Origin of the sequence: Aquimarina sp. 2-A2 (assembly GCF_045505135.1) — a bacterium.
In the GTDB taxonomy this organism is placed as follows: Bacteria; Bacteroidota; Bacteroidia; order Flavobacteriales; family Flavobacteriaceae; genus Aquimarina; species Aquimarina intermedia.
In genome coordinates this window covers 405,326-425,967 of sequence record NZ_JBJKFI010000002.1, presented here as the reverse complement: position 1 = coordinate 425,967, position 20,642 = coordinate 405,326, and the positions used below count along the sequence as shown (strand labels likewise).

Annotated in this window: 19 protein-coding genes and 1 other RNA gene; 13 read left to right on the top strand and 7 right to left on the bottom strand. The window is 35.5% G+C overall.

Annotated elements, in window-relative coordinates; genetic code table 11:
• Positions 1-4 precede the first annotated feature (4 nt).
• Positions 5-2,920, bottom strand: coding sequence for a PEP/pyruvate-binding domain-containing protein (locus tag ACJRPK_RS07320; protein ID WP_407139276.1), 2,916 nt, complete (start codon positions 2,918-2,920; stop codon positions 5-7).
• A gap of 27 nt (positions 2,921-2,947) precedes the next feature.
• Here ACJRPK_RS07320 and ACJRPK_RS07315 point away from each other — a divergent pair, with 27 nt between their 5' ends.
• From ACJRPK_RS07315 to ACJRPK_RS07295, 5 genes are all read left to right on the top strand, one after another.
• Positions 2,948-3,148, top strand: a complete 201-nt coding sequence (locus ACJRPK_RS07315; RefSeq protein ID WP_148782070.1) for a hypothetical protein — start codon at positions 2,948-2,950, stop codon at positions 3,146-3,148.
• Positions 3,149-3,381: 233 nt separating this feature from the next.
• Positions 3,382-3,927: a hypothetical protein gene (locus ACJRPK_RS07310; RefSeq protein ID WP_407139275.1), complete on the top strand. Its 546-nt coding sequence runs from the start codon at positions 3,382-3,384 to the stop codon at positions 3,925-3,927.
• Positions 3,928-4,055: 128 nt separating this feature from the next.
• On the top strand, positions 4,056-4,595 hold the full coding sequence (gene pyrR / locus ACJRPK_RS07305; RefSeq protein WP_407139274.1) for a bifunctional pyr operon transcriptional regulator/uracil phosphoribosyltransferase PyrR: 540 nt from the start codon (positions 4,056-4,058) through the stop codon (positions 4,593-4,595).
• A 62-nt stretch (positions 4,596-4,657) separates the two neighbouring features.
• Positions 4,658-5,587 carry an aspartate carbamoyltransferase catalytic subunit gene (locus ACJRPK_RS07300; protein WP_148782073.1) on the top strand — a complete coding sequence of 310 codons (930 nt, stop codon included), beginning with the start codon at positions 4,658-4,660 and terminating at the stop codon, positions 5,585-5,587.
• 3 nt (positions 5,588-5,590) lie between these two features.
• Positions 5,591-5,929 (top strand): ribonuclease Z, encoded by a 339-nt coding sequence (locus ACJRPK_RS07295; protein WP_407139273.1) that lies wholly within the window; start codon positions 5,591-5,593, stop codon positions 5,927-5,929.
• A 40-nt stretch (positions 5,930-5,969) separates the two neighbouring features.
• On the opposite strand, the gene ACJRPK_RS07290 is transcribed toward ACJRPK_RS07295, so the two are convergent.
• Complete coding sequence (locus ACJRPK_RS07290; RefSeq protein ID WP_407139272.1) at positions 5,970-6,302, bottom strand: DUF1622 domain-containing protein; 333 nt, start codon at positions 6,300-6,302, stop codon at positions 5,970-5,972.
• Between the two features lie 178 nt (positions 6,303-6,480).
• On the opposite strand from ACJRPK_RS07290, the gene ACJRPK_RS07285 reads away from it, so the two are divergent.
• Together ACJRPK_RS07285 and pdxH are read left to right on the top strand one after the other, a co-directional pair.
• On the top strand, positions 6,481-7,386 hold the full coding sequence (locus tag ACJRPK_RS07285; protein ID WP_407139271.1) for a ribonuclease Z: 906 nt from the start codon (positions 6,481-6,483) through the stop codon (positions 7,384-7,386).
• Positions 7,387-7,449: 63 nt separating this feature from the next.
• Positions 7,450-8,097, top strand: coding sequence for a pyridoxamine 5'-phosphate oxidase (gene pdxH, locus ACJRPK_RS07280; protein WP_407139270.1), 648 nt, complete (start codon positions 7,450-7,452; stop codon positions 8,095-8,097).
• Here pdxH and ACJRPK_RS07275 read toward each other — a convergent pair.
• On the bottom strand, positions 8,086-10,311 hold the full coding sequence (locus tag ACJRPK_RS07275) for an OmpA family protein (protein WP_407139269.1): 2,226 nt from the start codon (positions 10,309-10,311) through the stop codon (positions 8,086-8,088). The genes pdxH and ACJRPK_RS07275 overlap by 12 nt on opposite strands.
• 371 nt (positions 10,312-10,682) lie before the next feature.
• Here ACJRPK_RS07275 and ACJRPK_RS07270 point away from each other — a divergent pair, with 371 nt between their 5' ends.
• The 4 genes from ACJRPK_RS07270 to ACJRPK_RS07255 all read left to right on the top strand — a co-directional run bounded on the left by ACJRPK_RS07270 (position 10,683) and on the right by ACJRPK_RS07255 (position 14,837).
• Positions 10,683-11,168: a SixA phosphatase family protein gene (locus tag ACJRPK_RS07270; RefSeq protein ID WP_407139268.1), complete on the top strand. Its 486-nt coding sequence runs from the start codon at positions 10,683-10,685 to the stop codon at positions 11,166-11,168.
• Positions 11,168-13,273: a polyphosphate kinase 1 gene (gene ppk1 / locus ACJRPK_RS07265; protein ID WP_407139267.1), complete on the top strand. Its 2,106-nt coding sequence runs from the start codon at positions 11,168-11,170 to the stop codon at positions 13,271-13,273. The genes ACJRPK_RS07270 and ppk1 overlap by 1 nt, the downstream gene beginning before the upstream one ends.
• A gap of 5 nt (positions 13,274-13,278) precedes the next feature.
• Positions 13,279-14,178 (top strand): Ppx/GppA phosphatase family protein, encoded by a 900-nt coding sequence (locus tag ACJRPK_RS07260; RefSeq protein ID WP_407139266.1) that lies wholly within the window; start codon positions 13,279-13,281, stop codon positions 14,176-14,178.
• 110 nt (positions 14,179-14,288) lie between these two features.
• On the top strand, positions 14,289-14,837 hold the full coding sequence (locus tag ACJRPK_RS07255; RefSeq protein ID WP_407139265.1) for a porin family protein: 549 nt from the start codon (positions 14,289-14,291) through the stop codon (positions 14,835-14,837).
• 36 nt (positions 14,838-14,873) lie between these two features.
• On the opposite strand, the gene ACJRPK_RS07250 is transcribed toward ACJRPK_RS07255, so the two are convergent.
• Positions 14,874-15,455, bottom strand: a complete 582-nt coding sequence (locus ACJRPK_RS07250; RefSeq protein WP_148782083.1) for a tRNA-(ms[2]io[6]A)-hydroxylase — start codon at positions 15,453-15,455, stop codon at positions 14,874-14,876.
• A gap of 77 nt (positions 15,456-15,532) precedes the next feature.
• Entirely contained in the window at positions 15,533-17,302 is a 1,770-nt protein-coding gene (locus tag ACJRPK_RS07245; RefSeq protein ID WP_407139264.1) for a DNA polymerase III subunit gamma/tau, read from the bottom strand.
• Between the two features lie 196 nt (positions 17,303-17,498).
• Between ACJRPK_RS07245 and rnpB the strand changes: the two genes are divergently transcribed.
• Together rnpB and bshA are read left to right on the top strand one after the other, a co-directional pair.
• Positions 17,499-17,808: RNase P RNA component class A (gene rnpB / locus ACJRPK_RS07240), an RNA gene on the top strand.
• Between the two features lie 179 nt (positions 17,809-17,987).
• Complete coding sequence (gene bshA, locus ACJRPK_RS07235; protein WP_407139263.1) at positions 17,988-19,130, top strand: N-acetyl-alpha-D-glucosaminyl L-malate synthase BshA; 1,143 nt, start codon at positions 17,988-17,990, stop codon at positions 19,128-19,130.
• An 85-nt stretch (positions 19,131-19,215) separates the two neighbouring features.
• On the opposite strand, the gene ACJRPK_RS07230 is transcribed toward bshA, so the two are convergent.
• Complete coding sequence (locus tag ACJRPK_RS07230) at positions 19,216-19,704, bottom strand: hypothetical protein (RefSeq protein ID WP_407139262.1); 489 nt, start codon at positions 19,702-19,704, stop codon at positions 19,216-19,218.
• Between the two features lie 88 nt (positions 19,705-19,792).
• A complete protein-coding gene (locus tag ACJRPK_RS07225) occupies positions 19,793-20,602 on the bottom strand; it encodes a DUF1338 domain-containing protein (RefSeq protein WP_407139261.1) in 810 nt (269 codons plus the stop codon).
• Between the last annotated feature and the right edge of the window lie 40 nt (positions 20,603-20,642).

Genomic DNA, 20,642 nt, shown 5'->3' with positions numbered 1-20,642 from the left:
TTGATTATATTTTGGTGGTTAACGCTAGTTTGCGAGAATAATCTATTTCCGGTGTGATAGATTGTAAGTATGCTGAGCTAAGTGCTCGTTTGTTTTCTACGAAAGGTCGGATTTGAAACAGCCATAATTTATCATCCTTAAATCCAAGCTCTACATCATAAGCACCCTTATAATCTGAAGCTGTTTCCTCAGGAATAGTTTTTTTAATAATGGATGCTATTTTTCTAAGTTCTTTGATATTCTTTGTGTTTAAGATAGGCGTTTCAAAGGTCGTATGATATTTCTTAGTGCCTCCTGATGATGGTAATCTGATATAGTGAGTTTCTCTGGAGGGAGCAAGTAATTTATCATCAGACTTCGTGATCAATCGTGTTTCTGCCGCTTGTCCATCAACTGCGCCTCCTGCACCTTTACTAAAAGCTACAGTTAGATCATTGTTATTACCCGAATTAATCCCTTTGGTAATCATAACACCGGAGTACTCTACATCTACACTGGGGATAATTAGGATAGAAGGATAAACATTCTCCGGATTGGATAAATACTTCTGTCGCCATTTAAAACTCCTTTCGGTGTATGGTGAAGCCCACACTTTTCTAATTCCTTCAATAATATTATTTTCGGATATAATGTTGAATAAGGTGAGATTAAGACCTGCTCCGGTAAACTCTTTTAGATCTTCCATGTTGGTATCACTTCGCAAAAAGACCGGAACGGAACCCATGGCACCTCCAAATATTGTCGTAAATTGATTTTTTAGTTGATCGGTAAACTCTTTACTAAGAGGCATTTTTATGATCGCTTCTCTTAGTGTTTTCAATTGTTGAAGTTGATATTCTTCTATCAATTTTTCATCTTTAGCATTGCTACGCATTGTGGATGCCTCTGCGAACATAGTGTTCAGAAATTCCCAATAAGATCCTTCGGTATTTGGCATCTTTTGATCCATATGAGTTCTAAAAATACCAAAAGGTATAACCAGCCCTTCGACTACGTGATCAGGAAACATCTGCTTTAATTGACCTAAGTTGGCTGCTTTAGGACCGCAGAGTTTCCCCGAATCCTTTGCGTTTACATTACTCATGCTAAGTACAGCAGTATTTTTCAGCTGAATTTGATCTACAGGAACTTCAATCAAGTCCGTATTTCTTTGCTCTTTCTCAAAAAGTGCCAATTCTTGCGGACTCATGTTTTTTTCCAATTTTAAAATGACATTTCCTTTATTTGAAACAGCATAAAATACCTTTTGACCACTGTAGGCTTCTAGTTCTTGTAAGTTAATGTCAGATAATGCTGCATTAGGTATACCTAAGTTTCTTGCCAGTAATTGTACATGTGATACCAGATTTCCTTCGGCGACCGTCATAATCCCTGCCACAGGTTTGAGATCTGAAGGAGGCTTCTGAAAGACGTAAATTTTATCTGAATTTACCTCAACCTCTTCGGTACCCTTAACCACTACTAACTCCCCATAAGCATAACCCGGATTAAGCCCTCTAAAACTACTCTGATTAGACAACGTGAGAACGGCATTTGTCAATGATGTCTTTTCTGCTAATAAGATACCAAGTCTACTTATGCTCTCTCCCATACTTAAGGCAATAGAGGATCGAATTCTATCGTCTATAAAACCATAGGCTTTAGGTTCAAAACTTCCATATGTGTTTACGTCATGCTCATATTTGGATTTAACCATAGCGGTACTCCACTCCAGAATACTCCTTGAAGTTTCCAGAAAATTAGTAAGATCCCCGATGGATAATTTGTCTTGAGAGATGTAAGTTTCTAGTAGTGAGTTTATCGAGGTGCACTCCCAAAGCTCTACAAGTCCGGTTCCGGCTGCAGCATAACTTAATGCATATATTTTTTTAAGAAGCCCTTGTAATTCATCGGGTTTCCACTCCTGAGATTTACGTAACAAAATATTTTCCAGTTCATTTGAAAAATCCAGAAGAATCAATCGATTTGCACCGCCTTTAAAATCTATGCTATGTTCTCTAATAGCATACAGAAGATCAGCGATTGCCGGAACCATATTTTCTGGTCTTTCGTCGTTTTTATATTCCTCAAGAAACGTCAGAATTTTTTGCTTTGTTGGAGTATCTGTAGTAATCTTATTGATCTGTCTTGTTAAGCGATCAAAATCAACCGGCGCATAAAAATCCAGTAAAGTTTTTTCCAGTTTTTCAAATTCTTGGTTTAGCTCCGGAGTTAATTCGGTTGCGTATTGTTGTCTAAAATTTCGTACCAGCGCTATATCTTCTCTACCCGGTTGGCCATGAATTTTTACTCTTAGATCCATAAAATCGGGAAACTCATCAGCGATAACTTTTGATTCACTACGCATCTGTTGTGCCAGATTGTTGTCTCCGTCATGCGGAATATCTCGAAGCGATTGACGTATAACATAGTAGTTGTTGATTATACGTTTGTTATCAGCTAATAACCATTTGTAAAAATCGATACCCCAGGCTTCTTCATCTTCTGATTGTACGGAACCTCTGTAGTATCTTCCTTTGCGTAAAATCCAACCATCATCTACACTTGATAAGTACCTTGCTAACTGATATTGTTTTAATCTGCTTTGGGCATTTTTCTCATCCCAAAAACTAGAGGGATCGGTAAAGGCTAAAATATCACCAAAAAACAGATGATGTTCTTTGGCGTTTTTTTCTACAATATCCTTATAACTTGCGTGTTGTATACCACCACCAATACTATCTGGACAAGGATCTCTCGGTTCTCTTATAGAACCGTCCTTACAAAACCATTTTATTCTATGGTACGGACCTCTACGGTCTTTTTTTAAATCTTCAACGAGCTGACTTATTTTATTAGTCGGTAGATCTTGAGATTGAAGTAGTGATGGGAAATAGATAAGAAGTACAGATAACGTAATTAAAATCTGTTTGTTGATCATTATAATCGTTTTAAAATATTGTATATTATGGTTATAAGTAATAAGGTAAGCGACAGGAAAATAAAAAACCTGAAAAGATATTCGAATTCACCTGCAAAACCAGTAAAAGCTAGAGCAGAAAATACTATGGCTAACAATCCAAACGCAAAACAACGCATGCGATACGATGTAAATTTGAAATTAAAAAGTGACATTCTCTTTGTCATAGAATTCAAACAATACGCTTAAGTTAAAATGATATTTTATGAAGAAAAATTTGACCTTTTTTCCCGATTTAGGTGTTTTAAAATGCTGATTAACTCTATAAGAACTTATTGAAGGTAAAACTATCAAATGTTAAAACTCAGCGGCTTTTGATTAACTAATTTTAACGATACAGCGTTAAACTTCTGTTACAGCAGAAATGGCTTGATAATAATTTACAATATTTATACAAGCAATCTTTAACAACCACATAAAAAATGAAACTAAATACCTATACCACCAGGGCACTTGTAGGCGGAGTTTTTGCAACTTTTGTTACCGGTTTCGGTTCTTTTCTCTTAGGTAATTTGAGTGGCTACGAAGCCAAATCCCTTATCGAATCATCTTTACCGGGAATAAACACGCTTTTTAACACCGTAATATTGGCATCTGCTACTATTTTAGCATTGATGTTAACTTTGTTAAGTGTCAGTGTGGGATCCAATTCTAAACTTAAAAATGCACATTATTCCTATGTCTTACAAATCGCTAAACTGGACACGGCTGTTTTTATAAGCTCAATGATTTCTTTTTTGCTTTTAAATTTGCCAATTACTGAGTCAGATAATGTTCCTTCAAATTGGTTTAACATCATCTATTATATTTCTTTGGGAGTGGCATCAATCCATTGTGGTGCAATTATTTCGGTAGTACTAATGTTATATAATACGATTAGCAATATTATCAATATAATTGGTTTAGGAAACAGCGAACATCCATTGGTCATGTCTGATGATAATGAGGATGACGAAAACGAGGGGTGATTACAAAGAGTAAGTCCTTGATTAATTAATTTTTAATTTCGAATTTAGTACATAAAAAGTATGGGATAGCCGAAGCAAAATCCATTTTTTGCTTACTTTTGTTAACCAAATCCATAGTTGGAAAGCTTATGAGTCAGAAATTACTACTTGGTGCTAAAGAAATTGAAATTATATTGCATCGTTTGACTTGTCAATTAATCGAGAATCATGATGATTTTAAAAATACAGTGCTCGTTGGGATACAGCCAAGAGGGATTTTTGTAGCCAATCGTATAGCTAAACTTTTAGAGGATGCCTATGCCATTCCCAACGTATCGGTAGGACAACTGGATATTACATTTTATAGAGATGATTTTAGAAGAGGTCAAAAACCACTAGAAGCGAATAAAACAAATATTAACTTTATAGTTGAAGATAAGCAAGTAGTTTTTATTGATGACGTATTGTATACAGGGAGAAGTATCAGAGCTGCTTTAACGGCTATTCAATCCTTTGGACGCCCATCTAACATCGAGCTTTTGACATTAATAGATCGAAGATTTAGTCGTCACTTACCCATACAACCAAATTACAGAGGTCGTCAGGTAGATGCGATAAATCAGGAGAAGGTGAAGGTGTACTGGAAGGAGAATGAAGGAGAAGACGCAATTTATTTGATCAACGAGTAACAATTCATAATAAAACGACATAGTCAAGGAGTACCATAGTTTTAAACATAAAAAGAAAACGAATGCGCGAACTGAGTGTAAATCACTTGTTGGGGATTAAATATCTAAATCAAGGAGATATCGATTTGATTTTTGAAACAGCGGATCATTTTAAAGAAGTAATCAATCGTCCTATAAAGAAGGTGCCTTCATTACGAGATATTACCATCGCAAATTTGTTTTTCGAAAATAGTACGCGCACACGACTATCTTTTGAATTAGCAGAAAAAAGGTTGTCAGCAGATGTTATCAATTTTTCTGCAGCTTCCTCCAGTGTTAAAAAGGGGGAAACTCTCATTGATACCGTGAATAATATTTTGTCAATGAAGGTTGATATGGTAGTCATGCGACATCCTAATCCCGGAGCTGGTATTTTCTTGTCAAATCATGTAAAAGCAAGTATTGTAAATGCGGGTGACGGTGCTCATGAACATCCTACACAAGCTTTATTGGATACGTACTCGATCAGAGAGCGATTAGGAGAAGTAGCCGGCAAGAATGTAGTGATAGTAGGAGATATACTGCACTCCCGTGTGGCGCTGTCAAATATATTTGCTTTAAAACTTCAAGGAGCCAATGTAAAGGTATGTGGCCCAAAAACCTTGCTACCCAAATATATTGAGCGTTTAGGAGTTTCGGTAGAAACTGATTTGCGAAAAGCGTTGCAATGGTGTGATGTAGCAAATATGCTACGCGTTCAAAATGAGCGTATGGAGATTAGTTACTTTCCTTCAACCAGAGAGTATACACAGCAGTACGGTTTAAATAAAGAAATTTTAGATAGTTTAGATAAAGAGATTGTAGTAATGCATCCCGGACCTATTAATCGAGGCGTAGAAATTACCAGTGATATTGCCGATTCAGATCAAGCCATTATCTTGGATCAGGTTCAAAACGGGGTAGCAGTGAGAATGGCTGTAATATATCTTTTAGCATCCAAAATAAAACAGTAGAATATGATATTTGACACAAATGGAACAACGACCATCATAACGCAAGAAAAGGCAACGATTACAGAATTTGTAAAAGGGGTAGAGGAAGCTTATGAAAATTTAAAGAATAACAATTTGATAGTTAATCTTTTTTCGATGAAGGGGATTACAGCTTCAGATATCAACGAATTCTTACGCGTTTCTAAAAAGCATAAAGCCGCAAAACATTCTTTTGTAATAGTTACGGATAGTATCACCTATTCAGATGTGCCTAATGAACTTACACTGGTGCCATCTTTAAGAGAAGCGCATGATCTTATAGAGATGGAAGAAATTGAACGTGATCTTGATTTGCAAGAATAGATGAGAATCAGTAATTATACCTATTGCTTTAATTTTCGTTTTATTTAGCTTTTTGCCAAGGAAATTTTCCTTCCAATTCGACTTGTAACGAAAAACTTAATAGGGTTCTTATGAGAATAATTATACCAAGCGTCAGCACTTTATCCATTGAGGGTTCTGTGATAACAGTAGCAATAATATCGGCGCCTACAAGGATCTCTAAACCAAGGAGAATTGATTTTCCAATATCCTGACGTAGCGTATCAAAATCACGAGTTTTTTGATCTTGTAATTTGAAGATATATTTGAATAAAGCATAACATATGCCGGCGGTAATAAGCAAAACACCTAAAAATTCAAGAATACGAGCTATAAGGTCTATGTAAGAATGCATTTGATCTTTATTTTATTTGGATTAAGTTACAAAAGTTTTTTTGCTTGATAACAGGCGTACTTTGCATCTATAAATTAAATTTAAATTCTGGATCATGTCTTTTTTATAAAAAGGTGAAAATTCTAAAATTCTTCGGTAAGAATTTTTATTTTACAGCGTCCTTAAAGAATAAACAATTTTGAAGCTTACAATACTTGGCTGCTATGCGGCTACTCCCAGAACGCTAACCAACCCAACTTCTCAAGTACTCGAGATCAACTCTCATGTTTTTCTGATTGATTGCGGAGAGGGCACGCAAGTTGAATTACGACGGAAAAAAATAAAGTTTTCACGCATTCGGCATATTTTTATATCCCATCTTCACGGAGATCACGTTTTTGGACTTATTGGGTTAGTTTCTACCTTTAAAATGTTGGGTCGCGAAGCACCCTTACATATATATGGGCCTAAAGGAATTAAAGAGTTTATAACACTCCAGTTGAAACTCTCTAACTCTTGGACAGATTATCCACTTCATTTCCACGAGTTAACATCTAAAAATTCTGAGATAGTCTTTGAAGATGAAAAGATATCTGTTCGTACCATTCCTTTACAACACCGGGTATACTGTAACGGTTACTTGTTTGAAGAAAAGCCGGGTGACAGAAAGCTTATACTTAGTAAAGTAATGAATTATAATATTGATGTAGCGTATTATCGCTCAATTAAAAAAGGTAAAGATGTACTGCTAGATGATGGAACACTTATTAAGAATGAAACAATAACAGCCCCCCCAAAACCTACCAAAAGCTATGCGTTTTGTAGCGATACCAGATATGACGAGGCAAAAATAAGTTTACTACAAAACGTAACGGTGTTGTATCATGAGGCTACTTTTCTGGAGAGCCACAAACATCTAGCGGCGACGACAGGACATAGTACCGCTATTGAAGCAGGTATAATTGCTAAAAAAAGTAATGTAGATACACTCATTTTAGGTCATTTTTCTACCCGATACAAAGATATTAGTTTATTTAAAGAAGAAGCTGAAACAGTATTTGATGCTGTAATGGTGGCTGATGATGGTAAAGTTTTTGACTTCTAAAAATAGTTTATTTTTATAGTAAATTAGAACTAGCAGTAGTAAATTGCATTAAAATCACTGGTTATGAATCGAGACCTCACAGATTATCGAAAATCTTATAATAAAGGTTATTTAAACGAAAACGAGATTTCAGACGCTCCTTTGTCTATATTTTCAGATTGGTTCAAGGTGGCAGAAGAAGATGAAGCTATTGATGAGGCAAATGCTATGACCTTGGGAACTATTGGATTGGATGGCTTTCCTAGAACAAGAATTGTTTTATTAAAGCATTATGATGACAAGGGATTCGTTTTTTACACAAACTATACATCCGAAAAAGGGGAAGCTATTTCAAATAACGGTAGAGTTTGTATATCGTTCTTTTGGCCAAGTTTGGAACGACAGGTTATCATACAAGGAATAGCTGAAAAGATATCCGATGAACAAAGTACAGCATATTACAAATCACGTCCAAGAGGTAGTCAGTTAGGTGCTTGGGTATCCGATCAAAGTGCGGTGATTGACTCACGAGCGGTATTAGAAGAAAAACTACAAATTTTGGAAACGAGATATCAAGGCAAATCAATTCCTAAACCGGATTTTTGGGGGGGATTTAGAGTTAAGCCTGTGTCGTTTGAATTTTGGCAAGGTCGCGAGAATCGTTTACATGATAGAATACGTTATACACCGACTTCAAATTCGTCTTGGAAAATAGACCGGTTATCTCCTTAAATTTTGGGAAGTAGCAGTTGTAGTTGTAAGTGGCGGCATGATTATAAAGTTTGATCTTCTATTGACCTTATACTCATCCTCAGAGCAATCCATACCATCACCACAGTTGTTTAATGGCTTGCTTTCGCCAAATCCTGTATAGGAAAGAATGCGATTTGCAGTAATATGGTTGCTTATCAAATAGTTGTATATTGACTCAGCCCTTTTCTTTGATAGGTTTAAGTTATATTTATAATCGCCTCTGCTATCAGAATGTGTTTCTATTTTGATAACCATGTTGGGATAACTGTTGATCATCAGATCAACAATTTTATTTAATTCTTCTTCTGCACGTGGTGTTATATTCCATTTATCAAACTCAAAATAAATCTCATCAAGAGCAATTAAATCACGAAGTGTCTTAGACAACTCTGTTGTAGATTGTACCGAGGCGATGGGAGCGGGGATTGATGGTTTTATGTCAATAGGGTTAAGACCCGTTGCCTGTGTTTGCTCAGACCCCTTATCATCACGTAGATCTTTCGGTGTAAAGGCTATATTTTTCATGGCTTGTTGCGAAGCTCTAAACACTAAGCTCTCTGCATTGGGACACTTTAGATCCGTAATATCCAAAGCCAATTTAAATGAATAAAAATCAGGTAGCTTACATTGATTTATATAATTGTAGCCTTGTGATAACTTAATGTCTTCATTCAGCGAACCGGTAAATTCGGCAATTACAGGCTGATCTTCTATGAATAAATCTTCAATTTCATTAATTGAGGTACAGGATGCGTTAACCTTAACTTTGTACCTTATGGTAAAAGGCTCACTTTCCATGGTGACAAGTTTATCCGGAACCTTGAAATTTAGGGTATTGGTTGCAGGATCAAAAGATTTTTTAATTTTTCTCGGAGCTTCAATTGAATTTTCCACCAGAGAAACATTACTTGGAAGTTGATCTTTTATAAGTGTATGTTGAGAATCGTCATTACCATCATTAAAAATGGTTAAACTATAGGCAATTTCCTGATCGGGAGATACGGTATCATTAGGATAAACAAATGAATTATCAGCATAGCGGGACCGTTTGATCATGTGGATAGCAGGTTCATATATTTCAACACTAAAAGCTACGGCTGTAACCGAATAACCATCACTCTCTGTTAAGAGCCTGAAATTTGCTTGGGTCTGATTATTTCCGATAAAACTATTGCGTGTATTTTTAATATCAAAAACATCAGCATCATATCCCAATGTATTGGAACTGGCAGGCTTACGTGTTCTTACATTCTTTCCATTTTCAGTAATATTGGCGTTAAAGAAGTTGTTCATCGGATTGCTACCATCAGTAATTCCTTTGAAACTACGGGACTCATTCGATTGCATTTGCAAACGATCTCCTTTTATTCCTTTATCTCCTTCAAAAGCTATGATACCTAATTTTCCATGAACAGCACCTTTTGGAATAGTTTGGAAATTATCAAAAGTAAATTCAACGGGAGCTGCCTTCGTGTCAATATTTACAAAACCATCGTAGACATAAAAACGTTTTCGGGTAGCTGTATCATCTTCATAAATCACAATCATCGTCCATCCACCGGCTAAACCATTACCTAAATTCTCATCGCTGTTAGATGCGGTAGTAGAAGCAGGTATATTGGCGACTGTATAGGTTCCTTGAGGGTTTGAAAGAGAAGTTACATAACTCGTAATATCTTTGTAACACGAATATTGTTTGAATTCTGATCTTTCATTTGTATAATAATCATGTATTACCGTAGCGTTATCTAAAGATGTATAGGTTTGTGCATTTGGGAATTTTATTTTTACTGCGGTGATATCATTTTCACGAGTAGCATCAGCATAGGCAGCAGTCCAGTAGAGTCCGACATGTTTGATCGTAGCGCAGGGGTTTAGCAAGGTAAGATCTGCACTGCTAGAGTTGAATGTATCGGGATCATTATCAATATCGATAAATCCCATTTGAAATTGGTTGTTTAACCCACCATCGTTATAATCCATCGTAGGATCAAAGGGTTGGGTGCCATCGTCATGATTGACCTTTCCAAGTATAGTATTGGAAACAAATTTAAAATCTCCTTTTAACGTGAACTCAGAACGTTTACTTAATGGTACTTCTACCTGACCGTAATGAAAGGTATAACAAACTATAGACACCAAAAGTGTTAAGTAAAAGTTTTTATTAGTATGTATCAGAGTTCTGGAGTTCATACCTATAGTATAGTATTCATATTCAAAGTATTGTTGTTTTAACATCTAACCAACAGTAACAACCTTTTTTATTATTGAATATTGTAAGTTAGCTGAGAGTAAAATTAGATTTTAACAATTAATTTTATAAGAAAAAAAACGCTTTTTCGACATAAAAGCGAATTTTATCGTTTAACGGTTTGTTAGTAGTCACTTCATTGTCAGATATTTAATAAGTATTAACAGGAATGTTTTATAAGTAGGTGTCAAGTCATCCGAATGTTATTTATTTGCCTAAATAATTATTTTTATTGCTTATTATTTAGAAGTGTGCTATCGAATTCTTAAACTTGTGTATCCAAAGTACAGTAGATTAAATTAGAAGCTGTTTTATGAAAAAACTCATCCTTATTCGTCATGCTAAGTCGTCATGGAAGTTTGATGTAACAGATCATCAAAGACCCTTAAAAAAGCGAGGTAAAAATGACGCCAAGCTTATTGGTAAACGTTTGCGTAAGCTTGGTATAACAGCGGATAAGATTATTTGTAGTGATGCAAAGCGAACGCAAATGACCGCAGCGATCATTCTAGATGAATTAGAGATAAAGAATACTGATTTTTCATTAGATCATGCTTTATATGATTTTGAAGGCACTCATGTATTCGAGTCTATAATAGCAACAAATGCTGAAATTGATACCTTGATGGTTTTTGGTCATAATTACGCATTAACTGCTTTGGCTAATACCTTAGGAGATCAGGTAATTGACAATATTCCTACAGCCGGGGTTGTAATTATTGAGTTTGCAAATAAACGATGGTCTAGCATTTCTGTAGGAAAAACCCTACTAACACTTTTTCCTAAAGAGTTAAGATAATGCCAAAAAACTATAAAAACAAGTATATAAATAGGGAGTTAAGTTGGTTACAGTTCAATGCAAGAGTGCTTCAGGAAGCTTCAGATGAAACTGTTCCTCTCTTAGAACGTCTGCGATTTATTGGTATTTTTTCGAATAATTTGGATGAGTTCTTTAAAGTACGTTATGCGACAATAAAGCGAATTGACTTAGCGGGTAAGGATGGGAAGAATGTCTTAAAAGGACGAACAGCAAGTGATTTATTAGAGCAAATAACCAAGATCGTAATTAAACAACAATCTGAGAGCTTAAAAATTATTGATACCATTAAAAATAGATTGACGGATCACGGGATATTTATAATTAATGAGAAAGAGGTGTCTGCTGATCAGGATGCTTTTATTCGTAACTATTTTATCACCAAAGTCAGTCCGGCACTGGTAACTTATATTTTAAATGATTTAGAAGAGTTTCCTCATTTAAAGGATAGTGTAGCCTACCTTGCGGTACGATTAATTCTCAAAAATAAGTCCATAACTTCTGGTATTAGTGATAGTGCGATGGATATTGATCGCCGTGAGCGTATTTATGCTTTGATCGAGATACCTAAAAACACAGAACGCTTTGTTGTCCTTCCCGAAAAAGACGGAAATAAGTACATCATCATGTTGGATGATCTTATCAGGTACTGTATGCACATCAACTTCAGTATTTTTGATTACGATACTGCAAAGGCGAATATGATTAAAATTACCAGAGATGCCCAATTAGATTTTGATAATGATCTTAGTAAAAGTTTTATTGAGAAAATATCCAGTAGTGTAAAATCACGTCGGGACGGAGAACCTGTACGTTTTGTATACGATAAGAATATTGATCAAAAAACCTTAGATTATCTAATGAATAAAATGGGAATTGACTATACAGATAGTATTATTCCCGGTGGGCGATATCATAATCGCAGAGATTACATGAACTTCCCTGATTTGAAAAATCCAGAATTGGTGTATCAGAATCTAGTTCCATTACCAATTCCGGGATTAAGTCTTCAAGGGAGTTTATTAGATAAAATTGCAGAGAAGGATTTTTTACAATATACACCATATCACACCTTTTCATATACGGTAAAGTTTTTGAGAGAAGCAGCAATCGATCCAAAAGTAAAAACAATTAAAATTACTATTTATCGCCTTGCTTCAATTTCGCACATTGCCAGCTCTCTAATAAATGCCGTAAAAAACGGAAAAACTGTTACTGTTCAGATAGAGCTACAAGCCCGGTTTGATGAAGAAGCAAATATTAAGTATGCCGAACAAATGCAACGAGAAGGTGTTAAACTTATCTTCGGAGTACCGGGACTCAAAGTGCATTGCAAAACTTGTGTTATAGAAAGAGAAGAAGAGGGTAAGTTGAAGCGTTATGGGTTTATTAGTACAGGTAATTTTAACGAGTCCACAGCCAGAATTTACACAGATTATACGCTATTTACGACAAACGAAGAAATTTTAAAAGAGACGAATAAGGTTTTTAAATTTTTTGAGATTAATTATAAAGTAACTCGGTATAAGCATTTATTGGTATCTCCACATTACACGCGCTCTTCGTTGATGAATATGATTAATGTAGAAATAGCTAATAGTAAAGCCGGAAAGCCTAACGGAATCAAACTGAAGCTAAATAGTTTGAGTGATTATGACATGATTGACAAACTTTACGAAGCCAGTTGTGCCGGAGTAAAAATTGACTTAATTGTACGAGGAATATGCAGTCTCATACCGGGTATTCCAAATATGAGTGAAAATATTAGAGCGATCAGTGTGATTGATAAATTTTTGGAACATCCAAGATTGTATGTTTTTGAGAATGGCGGAAATAAGAAAGTGTATATATCATCTGCTGATTGGATGACTAGAAATCTGGATCGTAGGGTTGAAATTTCCTGTCCAATCTATGATGAGGATATCAAACAAGAGCTTTTGGAAACTTTTCAAATTTGTTGGAATGATAATGTAAAAGCAAGAAAGCTGTCAGACGACCAAAACAATGAATATGTACGTAATAATAAAACAAAAATAAGATCTCAGGTAGCTACCTATGATTACTATGTTGAAAAATTAAGAAACTAATTACTTTGTTGACAATAGAAAAATATGGAGCCATTGATATTGGTTCAAACGCAATTCGGTTACTAATCAGCAGTGTTCATGAAGAGAACGGCAAGGAAACTCGATTTAAAAAAACAAGTCTTGTGCGAGTACCTATTCGTTTAGGAACAGATGTTTTTATTTCAAAAAGAGTGTCTGATGAGAATATTGCCAGAATGATCGACACCATGCATGCATATCAATTGCTTATGCGAACACATAAAGTAACAAGATATAAAGCATGTGCAACTTCGGCGATGAGAGAGGCAGAAAACGGAGTGGATATCGTTAATTTAATTGAGGAGAAAACTGGAATATCGATTAATATCATTGATGGTAACGATGAAGCAGCAATGATTGCTATGACTGATTTACATCAGCTCATTAATACCGATGAAACCTATTTATATGTGGATGTTGGTGGGGGTAGTACAGAGTTTACGGTATACCATCATGGACATACCGTGACCTCAAAATCGTTTAAATTAGGTACCGTTAGGTTGTTAAACGATATGGAATCGCCAGAAATATGGGAAGAAGTACGTGTATGGATAAAACAAAACCTTTCTCAATATCCACGAGTGTATCTTATAGGTTCTGGGGGGAATATTAATAATATTTTTAAGAATAGTGGTAAAGCATTAGGAAAACCTTTATCTTATCTTTATCTAAGTTCTTATTATCAATTACTTAATTCTCTTACATATGACGAGAGGATATGGGAACTCAATCTGAATCAGGATAGGGCAGATGTTATCATTCCTGCGACAAAAATTTATCTTTCGGCGATGAAATGGAGCGGAGCCAGGAAGATTTTTGTTCCTAAAATTGGTTTATCCGACGGAATCATAAAATCTTTATATCAGGATAAACTAAATAATCGTTAATTACAGAAGACTTTGTTTATATTCTTGTTAATATTGAATAATGTAAAAAATAAAAATGTCACCAGAAGTAAGAACTAACGGTGTATATGATATAATTAAAACTAACACAAATGAAACATAATTTACTTTTTCTTTTCATAACAATAGCATGTTTTAGCTATTCATCATATGCTCAAATGAATAGCTATGGGATGAGAATAGGAGCAAATTACAGCACGCTAAGTGCTGATAATATTCCGGAAGAATTTGAAGAGAGTCGTATTGGGGTGGCCGTTGGTTTCTTTGCTGAAATTCCGCTAAACGAAAATTTGAGCCTACAACCTGAACTGCAGTATTCAGCTCAAGGAAATAAGCAAGAAAATTTTCGTATTAACTACCTTCAGGCACCTATTATATTTAAATATGAGTTAAATCGTTTACTCAACATCCAATTAGGACCTCAAGTAGGTGTTAAAATTTGGGAATGGGAGGATAGAAGTAATTATAAAACTTTCGATTTTGCAGCGGTAGCGGGAATAGGGGTCAATATTACTAAAAACGTTTTTGTGGATCTGCGTTATGCACATGGCCTTAGCAATGTCATCGAAGAAGAGAATTTTGCTTCTATTAAAGATGGGAACAACAGAAATATTCAACTTTCTATAGGCTATAAAATATAGCATCAATGGCTAAACATTTATATAAAAAGAGACATTCTATCCATGAATTGTCTCTTTTTTACTTAATGATTGCATAATTTCGGCTTCATAAATGAGTAAGTCCTGCCATTTTTGATCAACTTCTGTACGGTCGCCATAGGTTCGAGCAAAGTTCAAAAACATTGTATAGTGATTAGCTTCACTAACCATCAAGCTACGATAAAATTCTGCCAATTCCTGATCTTCTAATTCTTCTGAGAGTAATTTGAATCGCTCACAACTTCTGGCTTCGATAAGTGCAGCATATAAAAGTCGGTGTACCAATTGTGTGGTTCGGCTACCTCCTTTAGGAAAAAATTTTAATAATTGTAAAACGTATTCATCTTTTCGATCCCTGCCTAAAACAAAACCTCTGGCAATAATCTTATCATGAACCATTTTAAAATGGCTGATTTCTTCTTTTACCAATTTTGTCATTTCTTGTACAAGTTCGGTGTATTCAGGGAAACTTACAATTAAAGAGATAGCAGTAGATGTTGCTTTTTGTTCACAATAGGCGTGATCGGTCAAAATCTCTTCAATATTTTTTTCTACGATATTGACCCATCTTGGATCTGTGGGAAGTTTTAAACCTAACATATATGAAAATTTTAAAGCTGCTTTATAATTTGAATTTGCTACAAAGCAAAGATATTGAAATAAATGTTCTGCTGAACCTACAGGTCCAAATCAAAGGAAGAACGTAGCTTATCTATTAATGGATTTTTTTCTCTTAACTTTTCATATTTATCCTGAGGCGTAAACGCATACTTTTTAGATAACTCCTCGTTGACATGAATATGGAGTGTTATGCCGTAATTCTCTAACTTTTTAAAAAGAAACTGCAGTAGTCCGGATTGTGCGTTTTCTAAATCAATCTTCATCGACTGATTGGGTAACGTAAGATGTATTTCATCTTCTTTACTAGTTGGAATATTCATTGCGAACATAGAACCTAAAATACGTTCTCCCTTTTTATCTTGTAATTTACCGTACTCCATCCATCGAGCTTGCATTTCGGCTTCAGTAAAAGGCTGATATGGCAAGTTTTTAGGATCAATAACTTTTTCAGCTTTCTTTTCCTGATGCTCCTTTTTCTTACGAATGCTGGTTAACGATAGCCCCGAAGTTCTTCGTTCTCTGGTAGATTGCATAACAGGAGGCGTTGTGTTAGTTTTGCTCTCCTCAGGTTTTGAAGGTCTTGAATCATCTGAAGTCAAAGCAGATGCTTCCGGTTGAGATATTTCGGCCTTTTTAACCTGAGCAACAGTCTCTGTAGGTGCAACAGCTTCAGTTTTTGGTGGTGGTGTTACTTTTATGGGAGCAATTCCTTTATTGCGAAAATAGGAGGGAGGAATTATGTAGGGTTTGTCATTTTTTTTTTCTCCATTCTGAGTAAGAATAGAGGCAAGTTGCATGAGACATAATTCGACGAGAAGCCGTTGATTGCGACTCGTTTTGTATTTAAGATCGCAGTCGTTAGCTAAATCAATCCCTCGAATCAAAAATTCGGAAGAAACTTTTTGAGATTGTTCGTGATACTTTTGTTTTGTTTGATCTCCGACTTCTAATAATTGTATTGTTTCAGGATTTTTACAAACAAGAAGATCTCTAAAATGAGAAGCTAGGCCTGCTATAAAATGGTGGCCGTCAAATCCTTGAGCAAGAATTTCATTAAATGAAATCAATAAAGCAGGAATATTATTCTCACTAATTAAATCAGTGGCTTTAAAGTATGTTTCGTAATCAAGTACATTTAAATTTTCTGTAACTGCTTGACGGGTTAGTTCTTTACCACTAAAACTAACTACACGGTCAAATATTGATAAAGCGTCACGCATAGCGCCATCCGCTTTTTGTGCGATTATTTGCAATGCATCTTCTTCTGCGTTGATTCCTTCACTTTTGGCAACCTCCATCAAATGAAGTTTGGCATCTGTTACAGTGATTCTTTTAAAATCAAAAATTTGACAACGCGATAATATTGTGGGAATAATCTTATGTTTCTCAGTGGTAGCAAGAATAAAAATCGCATGCTTAGGGGGCTCTTCCAGAGTTTTAAGAAAAGCATTAAAAGCGGCTTGAGATAACATATGTACCTCGTCAATAATATATACTTTGTATTTACCGACTTGCGGTGGTATACGAACCTGATCTATTAGATTACGTATATCATCAACTGAGTTATTAGAAGCAGCATCAAGCTCAAAAATATTAAAAGCAAAATCTTCATCTGCATGATCATTACCATCCTGATTGATGGTCTTAGCTAAAATTCGAGCACAAGAAGTCTTACCAACGCCTCGCGGACCTGTAAATAACAATGCTTGTGCAAGGTGGTTATGATCAATGGCGTTAAGAAGCGTATTGGTAATCGCCTGTTGCCCAACAACATCTTTAAACGTCTGCGGGCGGTATTTTCTAGCTGATACAATAAACTGTTCCATCACCACAAAGGTAAAAATTGTACAGTCAATTCAAATTTTTATCTTTTGTTTTTCGGTATAATTATCAACAGTATAAATTAAGGTGGAGTTTATTTGACTTTGCATAGTCAATTGGTTTACTTTTGCAGAAAGTAGACCACCTTATCGCTGTGTGCAGAACTTATTTCTGCAGCTGCTTCTTTTTGCTGCGAAGCTCAAGAGAAAAGGCTTTCAAATTAAGTTTGAAGCAAAGAGGAAAGTCCGGACACCGTAGCGCAGCATAGCGGGTAACGCCCGTCCGTTGTAAAACGAGGACAAGTGCAACAGAAAGTATGTACAGGTAGTGCTGTAGTGAAACCAGGTAAACTCTATGCGGTGCAACGCCATGTAAACCAGCGCTCGAGGGTTGCGCGCCTGATGTTGGAGGGTAGGCGGTTTGATCCAATGAGTAATTATTGGACTAGATAAATGATAAGGAATTGTGCATTAGCACTCTACAGAATCCGGCTTATGGTCTACTTTTTTTATCATCTCACTTTACAGGTTTTTAATTTTCCCGTACCTTGTCGCAATTATAGTTTGTCGAATATTTTGTCAGTTTTCTGCGCAATAAACGACATCTAGGGGGGTGATATTACCGAGGCACAAACTAGAAGTTTATCGGTAAGGAGAAATTCTGAAATTTATAATCTTAAAAAATAAGTACGTGAAAATAGCTATTGTATGTTATCCAACTTTTGGAGGAAGTGGAGTTGTAGCAACCGAATTAGGAATCGCCTTAGCAAAGCTAAATCATGAGGTTCATTTCATTACGTATAAACAACCTGTGCGATTAGAATTATTGGGTAAAAACGTGCATTTTCACGAGGTGAATGTTCCTGAATATCCTTTGTTTCATTATCAACCATACGAACTTGCATTATCTAGTAAACTGGTGGACACTATAAAAAAGCATGATATAGATCTTTTACATGTACACTACGCTATACCGCATGCATATGCAGGATATATGGCAAAAAAAATGTTAGAAGAAGAAGGGATATGTGTACCGATGGTGACTACCTTGCACGGTACAGATATCACATTGGTAGGAAACCACCCCTTTTATAAACCGGCGGTGACCTTTAGTATTAACAATAGTGATGTTGTAACCTCTGTTTCACAAAGTCTGAAAGACGACACCTTACGCCTATTTAATATTAAAAAGGAGATCAAAGTTGTTCCTAATTTTATAGAAGCAGATGATCGTAAAACAAGTTTTACTGATTGTCAACGAGATATAATGGCTGAACCTCACGAGCGAATTATAACACATATCAGTAATTTTAGACCTGTAAAAAGAATAAGTGATATTATTGATATTTTTAATAATATACAGCAAGCTGTTCCAGCAAAATTGTTAATGGTAGGAGATGGACCTGAACGATTACCAGCAGAGCAGAAGTGTAAAGATCTAGGAATCGAGGACCGTGTTGTTTTCTTAGGTAACAGTAATGAGATCGATAAGATACTTTGTTTCTCCGATCTGTTTTTGTTACCCTCAGAGCGGGAAAGTTTTGGATTGGCTGCGTTAGAAGCTATGGTGAATAAGGTACCTGTGATCTCAAGTAATGCCGGTGGAATTCCAGAAGTTAATTTGGAAGGTGTTTCGGGATATCTCAGTGAGGTAGGAGATGTAGAAGATATGTCAGAAAAAGCACTATTAATATTAAAGGACGATCAGAGGTTGGATCGATTTAAAGAAGGAGCTTTTCAACAAGCTATGAAATTTGATATTTCCAACATCGTCCCATTATACACAGACTTGTACGAAGAGGCTTTGGCCACCTTCGAAAAGTGTAAATCTTAAACAATAAAATACATTTAAATAAAATGGCTGCTTCGCAAGGTAGAAAGCAGCCATTTTTTATGTATTAGAAATGTTGTAAGTGTTCTTAAAACTGATATCGAGCACTTAAACCTATGTTGAAGTTTACATCATCGTTGTTGTAATCATCAAAATATACTTCAGGTCTAAAATCCAGCGATATCAATAGCGGAAAATCAAAATTATATTCAATTCCCACGGTACCGGTAACAAAGCCAAAAGAGTCGGTGTCATCTCTTCTCAGATCATCATCATAATCGATAATACCACCACCAATACCAGGTCCTACGTACCAGTTAAGTCCGCCCTCTATTGGAAACACCCACTCGTATAAACCGGTTAACTTTACAGCGTTATAAAAACTCTCTCCTTGAGCACCTAGATTCAATTCAATTCGATTATCAGGACTTGTTGCAGCTTGGTATGATGCCTCAGCCCAAAATCCATTACTATCACTTAAACGTAGTCCAAGCGCATGTTTTGAAATTTCTTGAGACTGCATGGTTGTGAAACCTCCCAAGGTTAATGCGAAGATTAATAAAACTTTTTTCATCATTATGTTTGATTTTTAATATTCAAATATAACGTCACAAATCGGGTTTTAGTAAGTCAGCGATATAAGTTTTTGTTAATTTGTTAGGGTATTATTTTTGCAGGTTCATATCTGTACTTTCAAAAATCTTATCAGCGGAGTTAGCTATAAATCCGGTAAAGAGCTCTCCGTTGTTTTTTTTGTGTCTAAACGCAAACTCGTAATAGCAAGAGGTTATATTATAAACTCCTTCAGCGAATTGAACGGGAATAATATCAGCTAAAATACTGGACTGTTCCAAGAACTGCTCTGCATTTCCTTTGATTTCGCCCCCAGAAGTGTTCATTTTAAAACCATGTTGTTTTAAAAATTCATTAACTTCAGATAAGGTTGTAAACGTTTCAAGCTTATTGACATCTACTGTAAAGTGATTGGAGCAAAAACCATTGACATACATCCACGCTGCGTATTCAGACTCCTCTTGTAGAGCTGTATAAGTTTTATATGATGGCGTGTCCCAAACTCTACCTTTTAGAATCAATTCGTCATCCGAAAAAACTGACGGACTAACACTGTCTAAAGTTTCTTTTATATGTCGTTGTAAATCTTCAGAAAACTGATCTAATAACAATTCACTTATAAAGATTTTGGGTGCATTGCTGTCCGTTGGATGCTCAAAATGTTTTGCGTACAATTTTTTAGCTTCAAAGTGATACTCACCTTTCGCTTCATAGCCCATAGCCAAGAAGGGTTTGGCAATAACTGAGATATTGGTCCGAGGATCATTAAAAGTTCTGATAGCGATATGATCATTATATACCGTATTTCCTTCCTTTTGCAAGAGTGTTTTTACTTTTTGAGCTGATGGTGTTTTTTCACTATAGGTATCCCAAAGTTTTTCAAAGAATGAGGCAGTATTCATAGGTTTCTATTTTTTGTTTCTTACAAATTTATTAGTTTTG

Excerpts from the sequence above, each read along its gene's own strand:
- ACJRPK_RS07320 (WP_407139276.1), bottom strand. The coding sequence starts at position 2,920 with ATGATCAACAAACAGATTTTAATTACGTTATCTGTACTTCTTATCTAT.
- ACJRPK_RS07315 (WP_148782070.1), top strand. The coding sequence starts at position 2,948 with ATGGTTATAAGTAATAAGGTAAGCGACAGGAAAATAAAAAACCTGAAA.
- ACJRPK_RS07310 (WP_407139275.1), top strand. The coding sequence starts at position 3,382 with ATGAAACTAAATACCTATACCACCAGGGCACTTGTAGGCGGAGTTTTT.
- pyrR (WP_407139274.1), top strand. The coding sequence starts at position 4,056 with ATGAGTCAGAAATTACTACTTGGTGCTAAAGAAATTGAAATTATATTG.
- ACJRPK_RS07300 (WP_148782073.1), top strand. The coding sequence starts at position 4,658 with ATGCGCGAACTGAGTGTAAATCACTTGTTGGGGATTAAATATCTAAAT.
- ACJRPK_RS07295 (WP_407139273.1), top strand. The coding sequence starts at position 5,591 with ATGATATTTGACACAAATGGAACAACGACCATCATAACGCAAGAAAAG.
- ACJRPK_RS07290 (WP_407139272.1), bottom strand. The coding sequence starts at position 6,302 with ATGCATTCTTACATAGACCTTATAGCTCGTATTCTTGAATTTTTAGGT.
- pdxH (WP_407139270.1), top strand. The coding sequence starts at position 7,450 with ATGAATCGAGACCTCACAGATTATCGAAAATCTTATAATAAAGGTTAT.
- ACJRPK_RS07275 (WP_407139269.1), bottom strand. The coding sequence starts at position 10,311 with ATGAACTCCAGAACTCTGATACATACTAATAAAAACTTTTACTTAACA.
- ACJRPK_RS07270 (WP_407139268.1), top strand. The coding sequence starts at position 10,683 with ATGAAAAAACTCATCCTTATTCGTCATGCTAAGTCGTCATGGAAGTTT.
- ppk1 (WP_407139267.1), top strand. The coding sequence starts at position 11,168 with ATGCCAAAAAACTATAAAAACAAGTATATAAATAGGGAGTTAAGTTGG.
- ACJRPK_RS07255 (WP_407139265.1), top strand. The coding sequence starts at position 14,289 with ATGAAACATAATTTACTTTTTCTTTTCATAACAATAGCATGTTTTAGC.
- ACJRPK_RS07250 (WP_148782083.1), bottom strand. The coding sequence starts at position 15,455 with ATGTTAGGTTTAAAACTTCCCACAGATCCAAGATGGGTCAATATCGTA.
- ACJRPK_RS07245 (WP_407139264.1), bottom strand. The coding sequence starts at position 17,302 with ATGGAACAGTTTATTGTATCAGCTAGAAAATACCGCCCGCAGACGTTT.
- ACJRPK_RS07230 (WP_407139262.1), bottom strand. The coding sequence starts at position 19,704 with ATGATGAAAAAAGTTTTATTAATCTTCGCATTAACCTTGGGAGGTTTC.
- ACJRPK_RS07225 (WP_407139261.1), bottom strand. The coding sequence starts at position 20,602 with ATGAATACTGCCTCATTCTTTGAAAAACTTTGGGATACCTATAGTGAA.